This window comes from Methylobacterium nigriterrae, assembly GCF_037106235.1.
Lineage (GTDB): Bacteria > Pseudomonadota > Alphaproteobacteria > Rhizobiales > Beijerinckiaceae > Methylobacterium > Methylobacterium nigriterrae.
Genome location: NZ_JBAWTG010000951.1, coordinates 1 through 264, shown reverse-complemented (window position 1 = coordinate 264; position 264 = coordinate 1). Strand labels below are relative to the sequence as shown.

Annotated in this window: 1 protein-coding gene; it reads right to left on the bottom strand. The window is 62.5% G+C overall.

Annotated features, from left to right (window positions below):
• Positions 1 to 264: 3'-5' exonuclease family protein (locus WDW90_RS39820; protein ID WP_336493084.1), on the bottom strand; the 264-nt coding region annotated here is incomplete at both ends.

Here is a 264-nt window from a genome sequence, read left to right as displayed (position 1 = left end):
GGCCGACTTTCGGCTTGCCGGCATCCTCCAGCCACGGCTTCATTTTTTCCAGCACCCGTTCGCGCGACAACTGCGCCGGCGCATCCTGGTAATTGTGCGCGACCGGGATGTAAGCAGCGATACCGGGCGTGCAGCACAACGAAATGCCGACCAGCTGCGCGCGCATCGGATCGAGCGACGTGGTTTCGGTATCGACCGAGGTCAATGCAGCGGCATTGATCGTTGCCAGCCAGCGGTCGAGCTGCGCTTCGGTCAGCACGGTTT